This is a genomic window from Parabacteroides caecihominis (assembly GCF_023656785.1).
Taxonomy (GTDB): Bacteria; Bacteroidota; Bacteroidia; order Bacteroidales; family Tannerellaceae; genus Parabacteroides; species Parabacteroides segnis.
The window spans coordinates 111,238-118,195 of record NZ_JAMOKS010000021.1 but is presented as its reverse complement, the minus strand read 5'-3'; the positions used below and the strand labels follow the sequence as shown (position 1 = coordinate 118,195).

Here is a 6,958-nt window from a genome sequence, read left to right as displayed (position 1 = left end):
TAACTCGCGATAGTTCATAACTCATGCTTTTGAATAGCCGAAGTTAATTTCTTTCTACTACTTAACAAAATTTCAAAGAACTTTTTCAAAGACTAGTTTTTACACAGTCTCTCAAGAGGGGAAGCTGTTACTCCCGTCACTATAAACAGATAGCTCAATTATTTCTACACTTTCGTTTTCAATAATTCCTCCAACTTAATCAACTCGTCCCTGAACTGAGCGGCCTCGATAAAGTCTAGTTTCTTAGCAGCTTCCGTCATTTGCTTTTTGGTACGTTCGATTGCTTTTTCCAACTGCGGACGATTCATATACTTAACAACAGGATCGGCAACCAGACTTGGTTCCGGTTCGACATAAGCATACGGTTCGGCTGTAGCCGGTTGTTTCTCACCCAGAAGAGAGACACTGGTCTTGATAACCTGCCGGGGAGTAATGCCATGCTTTTCGTTATAGGCAAGCTGCTTTTCTCTGCGACGGGTCGTTTCGTCCATTGTCAGTTGCATACTGGCGGTTATCTTATCCGCATAGAAAATAACCTTTCCATTCACATTACGGGCAGCACGTCCGGCTGTCTGCGTCAGGGAACGGTGAGAACGAAGGAAGCCTTCTTTGTCTGCATCCAGAATAGCTACCAGAGAGACTTCCGGTAAATCCAGTCCCTCACGAAGCAAGTTGACCCCAATCAGCACATCGAACAAACCTTTCCGTAAATCATCCATAATCTGGATACGTTCCAGAGTATCCACATCGCTATGGATATAATTACAACGTATTCCCATCCGGGTCAGATAAGCGGTCAGCTCTTCCGCCATACGTTTAGTCAGCGTCGTGACCAGGACACGTTCATCTTTAGCCGAACGCTGCGTTATCTCTTCCATCAGGTCATCGATCTGATTCAATGTCGGACGAACCTCGATAACCGGATCGAGCAATCCGGTCGGACGAATCACCTGGTCGACAACAATCCCCTCGCTCTTCTCCAGTTCGTAATCGGCCGGAGTCGCACTTACATAAATAGCCAACGGGGTCATCGATTCGAATTCATCAAACATTAGCGGACGGTTATCCATCGCCGCCGGCAGACGGAAACCATATTCCACCAGGTTCTTTTTACGGGAATAGTCTCCCCCGTACATGGCCCGTATCTGTGGGATCGTGACATGGCTTTCATCGACTACCAACATAAAATCTTTCGGGAAATAATCGAGCAGGCAGTAAGGACGTTCACCGGCCATCCGGCCGTCAAAATAACGGGAATAGTTTTCTATACCCGAGCAATGTCCCAACTCGCGAATCATCTCCAGGTCGAAGGTTACACGCTCATATAAACGTTTCGCCTCATAATGCTTGCCAATCTCTTTCAGGAAATTCACCTGCGTACCGAGGTCGACGTCGATCTGGCCGATAGCCATATTTATACGTTCCTGGGTCGTGACAAATAAATTGGTCGGATAAATATTCAGTTCATCCTGCTCGTCAATCTCCTGTCCGGTCTTCGGGTCGAAAGAAGACAAACGATCTATTTCATCCCCCCAGAACTCGATACGGTAAGCCACTCCGTCAAACGATTCGATTGCCGGAAATATATCGACTGTATCTCCGTTTACCCGGAAACATCCACTGTTAAACTCTAACTTATTATTTACATATAAAGCATCGACAAAGCGGCGCAACAACTTGTCGCGGTCAATCTGCATTCCTTTTTCCAGATGGGTCACCTTTTCGGCAAATGCAGTCGGGTCGGCCATACCATACAGGCAGGATACGGAAGAAACAACAATCACATCCCTTCTACCCGACAACAAAGAAGCTGTCGTACGAAGACGGAGTTTATCTATCTCTTCATTAATCTGCAAATCCTTCTCGATATAGGTATCCGTAGTAGGCAGGTAAGCCTCCGGCTGATAATAATCGTAATAGGAAACGAAATATTCTACGGCATTATTCGGAAAGAAGGCTTTAAACTCGCTATACAACTGCGCAGCCAGCGTTTTGTTATGACTTAATATTAAAGTAGGACGTTGTACCTCCTTAATCACATTGGCAATAGTAAACGTCTTTCCCGAACCTGTTACTCCGAGGAGCGTCTGGAAAGGCACACCACTCTGAATGCCTTCCGAAAGAGCCGCTATTGCTTCCGGCTGATCTCCCGTCGGGCTGAATGGTGAAGATAACTCAAAATTCATTATTCGTATAGTCCTTTTTTAGGTATAACTATCCAGAGTATCAAATAAGCTATAACCCCGGAAAACACAGTAAATATACTCAGCAGTATATAGCCGACACGTACCAGCGTCGGGTCCCAACCAAAGTAATCCGCAATACCGCCGCATACTCCGGCAATCATTCCATTATTTGAACGATAAAGTCTTTTTGGTGCTTCTTCTTCCATGATGTCTTATTTTTGTTTCGTAAAGATAGTATATATATCTATATGGCAGAAGTAATCCGATTACAAATTGAACCAGTAATTCATCTTCAGCATAAAAGTATTCGTTGCCGGAAGGCCGAACATACGGTCCAGGTTATTCCCCCAGCCTGTCACCCGGTGGTTGTCTTGGTTGGACATGCGATGCTCCCAGACCAAATAGATCGTGGAACCCGGCAAATATTCCCAACGGGCCACCAGGTTGGAACGGAACTCATTAAAACTAAAGTCCGGATTTCTGAAAGATGCTTCCCTTCCCCCACTTTTTAGATGATAGCTTCCGTCCGAATAACCGATTTCATCCCCGGAAAAGACGTGGAAACGTTTGTCATACGTACGGGATTCCGTATCCACAGCCTCTTTAAAATCAGAGAACTTCGCGGTCGAAGTAAACGGGGAACCATAGAACTGTATGGAGATATCCGGAGTGAGATTGACCTGCAAACGCATTGTCAGGCCATATGTTTTCTGGTCCATGTGCCCCATCAGATAGATAAGCGAAGGGTCTGTCTGAGCGGGAGATGCCGCTGCCGTTAATGTTCCGACATACTGCATATTGTCCGTATTCCAGGCATAATCCACCTGTCCCGACAAATACACATGGTTTCCCAAACGGAAAGTCAGGCTGGGCGACAAAGTATTAAAACGGTTATACCCGTCCAGATTATGATTTCCTTCATATTTCAACATGAACATCATCCGCTTTGCCTTATCCGTATTCACTTTAACCGAAGTCTGGAAATAAGGATTCAACCGCATATCCCAGCCTCCGCGAAGCAAACGGCTATCCAACCGGTTCCAGACAAAAGTTTCCTTCATATCCATTTCATAACGGCTCATTGTCATACTCTGCCAGCGAAGGGCGACATCGTTGCTGAAAGGAGTTCCCCCATAATTCCACTGGTTTTTCTGGGTAAGCGTAAAGGCATTATAACGGAATAACTTCCAGATATCCGTTTGGCGGTACACCACTTCCGTTTCATTCGTCCGGTTATCCGCTTCTTTCATATACCCCATGTCATTCAGGTCGAAACCGGGAGACGACCAGCTAAAGGTTTCCGAGAAAGCCCACTTGGCATTCCCCTTCCGTCCGACTTTCACATAACCGCCGGTTCCGTTCAGAGAACGGCGGTCAGGGTCCACTCCCAGATAACCGGATGCCGATGCACGCTGATAATAATGAACCGGACTGGTTTGCCGGACAGCTATCGCCTCTTTGCTTCCATTCAGGGAACTGAACATTCCCTTTACATCTATATAATAAAGACGGTTCTTGAAATACTGGGTAAAATCTATTCCTGCCGTAAAGGCGTTACGAACCATAAAGTCTTCCAGGTAAGGCTGGTCCAATGCCCGGTTGACGGATGTGACCATTCCTCCGAGCAGGCTATTTCCTTTCCAGTTTTTCTGTACGCGGGCTACTGTATAGTTTGTCAGCGGCTCCACTACTTCAACATCTTCAACCCCGTTACGGGTCACGTTGGCGGAAGAACGGGCCGTTACGCTCTGCACAACTCCTACTGTCACTCCGCGTCTGTTCGTCCCTGTCAGCTTCAGGGCACCGATGATAGGAACATTGTCTTTGCTATCTGCAAAACTATTGATATTGTCGATTCCCTGCGGAGTATATGACGGAGCGGCACCGATACGACGGGTATAAAACATCATGTCACTGCCATTGGCAAAATCAAGGATATGTTTTCCCTCCAGAAAGAAAGGACGTTTCTCGTCATAAAATGTTTCGTAAGCCGTCAGGTTCATCACCGAAGGGTCCAGCTCCACCTGGCCGTAGTCCGGATTGACCGTCAGGTCCAGCGTAAAATCCGAAAGGGCGAACTTCGCATCCAGGCCGACATTTCCACCCCAGCTATGTCCTTTCTGGTAAGGACTTCCGGCAACCTTCGGTTCATTCCGGTATTTTCCCATCACATACGGGAGAAATTCGATGCCACGAGGCTTCGGCAAATCGTCCATCCCGTGCATCTCTCCGAAAGAAAAGACATGTCCGTTATTCTTCAGAGGAATCATGCTCCAGTTCTGAACCTCATTATTCTGACGTCTGATACGGCGGACATGAAGTCCCCAGATGCCATCATCGGAATGCTGGTTATATCGTAATTGGCTGAACGGGATACGCAATTCCGCCGTCCAACAGGAATCGGCCATGTCGATATAAGTCTTCCCTTCCCATACGGCATTCCAGCTTAAATTGACATTCAGCTTATCGGTCACGACCAGGTCAGTCTTGTTTCCCCCCAGATTGATATTAAACTCCGGAGCGGCCCGGTAATCATGATACGTATCAAAGGCTACACTGATAAGGTCGCCCATGCTGTTATCATCCCGGTTACCGATAAAGCGGTTCATCTTTTCCGGATGGCTTTCCTTACAATAGACACCGACATAGATATACTTATTGTCATAGAATAGTTTCACACGGGTAGGCGCATCCGGCATTTGCCGTTCATAAGGAATAATCTGGACAAAACGGTCGGACCATTCGCCCTGCTTCGTCCAGAAATCTTCATCCAGGCGCCCATCCATAACCGGCTTCGCCCCTGTCACTTTCGTTATATTATAAACACGTTTGTATGCCGCTTCAAAAGGGACAATAGAATCTTGTTGCGCCTTACCCAGGGCACAAGACAACAACAAGGCAACAAAGGACAATCGGTATTTCATCTCATCAGTTACAAATAAGCAGCCACTTTATTCCGGTCGGTTTCTACCGTTTCAAACTCCGAAGAGACAATACTGCTTCCCATCGGCACATTTTCATTCCGGTACTCCATTTTACTGTAAACGATGCTACGGGCGGAAGTATGAAACTCCTTCGCTCCTGTTTCCGCTTCGAGTTTCGCGATATTGTTTTCACGGACACCGCATCCCGGCATAATAATGATACGTCCGTCAGCACGCCTCACCAATTCCGCAATCAGAGGAATACCTTTAACGGCATCCGATTGCTGGCCGGAAGTCAGGATACGGTCGCATCCGAGTTCAATCAGTTGTTCCAGTGCCGCAAACGGGTCACGGCAGACATCAAATGCCCGGTGGCAGGTTACCGACAACGGTTTGGCAGCCTCTATCAGTCTGCGCATCAACGGAACATCTATATCTCCCTCTTTAGTGAGGCATCCGAAAACGACACCGTGTACTTTCAGTTGTTTACATAGTTCAATATCCAGCAACATAGCATCTATCTCCGCCGGAGTATACAGAAAATCGCCGCCGCGAGGACGGATAATGACATTTATATCAATAGTAGAAGTCAATGCCTGCGCTGTTTTAATCTCACCATAACTGGGAGTCGTTCCCCCTTCCGGGATGCCGGCACAAAGTTCTACACGCTTAGCTCCCCCTGCCTCTGCTTCCACACAGCTTTGTGCCGAGTTGGCACATATCTCGATTATACGGGTTGGTTTCATAGGTTTGTCTTTATGTTTGTTTTCTTCCATACATTAATATAATGATACAAAGGTACAATAAATTCATAAGACGATTGGTTTTGTAGGTGTCATTATTTATCCTGAAACAACTCCCCACCATAAATACCAGCAACGGGAATAAGAAAAGAAAAAATCGCGTATCTTTACCGATGTATAACATAAAACTTGGAGTGTCTAATGAAAACATCTTGTTCCCATTTACCCGAATACGCTAAGAACGATTTGAAACAGATCGTCAACTTAGTACTGGAAAAAGTACCTCATTGCGAAATGATTATCCTGTACGGGAGTTATGCCAGGGGGACATTTGTGGAATATGATGAACGGAATGAATTTGGTATACTTACTTCATTTATGAGTGACTACGATCTGTTGGTAGTTACCAGCAATGAAGATGTACGAGAGATGGGATATATATTAGATACTGTGGACGACAAATATTACAAACGTCCTGACTACCAAGTTCCTATTCAGTTCATCAACGACGATATAGAAAAATTGAACTCCGACCTGTCGAAAAGGAGATATTTCTATACCGAAATTAAAAAACAAGGAATTATGTTATACGATAGCGGAAACTATAAACTGGAACGTGCTCGGAAACTAAACTTTGAGGAGATTAGGGAGCAAGCACAGGAGTATTTTAATGAAAGTTTCAATAGTGCAAATGAGTTCTTCGAAAACGCAAAATTCAACTACTCAAAGGAGTGGTATAAAAAAGCATCTTTCATGCTGCACCAAGCCTGTGAGAATTACTTCTATGCGTTGCGCTTAGTTCACACCCTGAAAAATAGCAAACAGCACAATTTATCTAAATTATTGGGCTCTACTCACAAATATTCACCGGAACTGCAAAAAATCTTTCCTCGAAACACAAAGGAAGAAAAGCGGTTATTTGAGCTACTCCGGCTTGCCTATGTAGAAGCTAGATATAATTCTAAATTCGTTGTGACCAAAGAAGATATAGATGCTTTATTTCCTAAAGTAGAGAGACTACGCGACATAACCGAACAAATCTGTCAGTCTCAAATCGAAGCATATCGGCAGATGGATAAATAGAGTAAAACAACTATCTTTACCT

At 45.3% G+C, this 6,958-nt stretch carries 5 protein-coding genes; 1 reads left to right on the top strand and 4 read right to left on the bottom strand.

Annotation, left to right across the window (positions count from 1 at the left end; genetic code table 11):
- Window positions 1-164 precede the first annotated feature (164 nt).
- Genes uvrB through NBH14_RS17960 form a run of 4 tightly spaced genes read right to left on the bottom strand, consistent with a single transcriptional unit; the run spans window position 165 to window position 5,856 of the window.
- Entirely contained in the window at window positions 165-2,186 is a 2,022-nt protein-coding gene (gene uvrB / locus NBH14_RS17975) for an excinuclease ABC subunit UvrB (RefSeq protein ID WP_128135295.1), read from the bottom strand.
- A complete protein-coding gene (locus tag NBH14_RS17970; protein WP_128135296.1) occupies window positions 2,186-2,392 on the bottom strand; it encodes a PspC domain-containing protein in 207 nt (68 codons plus the stop codon). The genes uvrB and NBH14_RS17970 overlap by 1 nt, the downstream gene beginning before the upstream one ends.
- Window positions 2,393-2,452: 60 nt before the next feature.
- A complete protein-coding gene (locus tag NBH14_RS17965) occupies window positions 2,453-5,110 on the bottom strand; it encodes a DUF5916 domain-containing protein (protein WP_186960554.1) in 2,658 nt (885 codons plus the stop codon).
- Between the two features lie 8 nt (window positions 5,111-5,118).
- Window positions 5,119-5,856: a copper homeostasis protein CutC gene (locus tag NBH14_RS17960; RefSeq protein ID WP_186960621.1), complete on the bottom strand. Its 738-nt coding sequence runs from the start codon at window positions 5,854-5,856 to the stop codon at window positions 5,119-5,121.
- A gap of 198 nt (window positions 5,857-6,054) precedes the next feature.
- Between NBH14_RS17960 and NBH14_RS17955 the strand changes: the two genes are divergently transcribed.
- A complete protein-coding gene (locus tag NBH14_RS17955) occupies window positions 6,055-6,936 on the top strand; it encodes a HEPN domain-containing protein (RefSeq protein WP_186960555.1) in 882 nt (293 codons plus the stop codon).
- The last annotated feature ends 22 nt before the right edge of the window (window positions 6,937-6,958 follow it).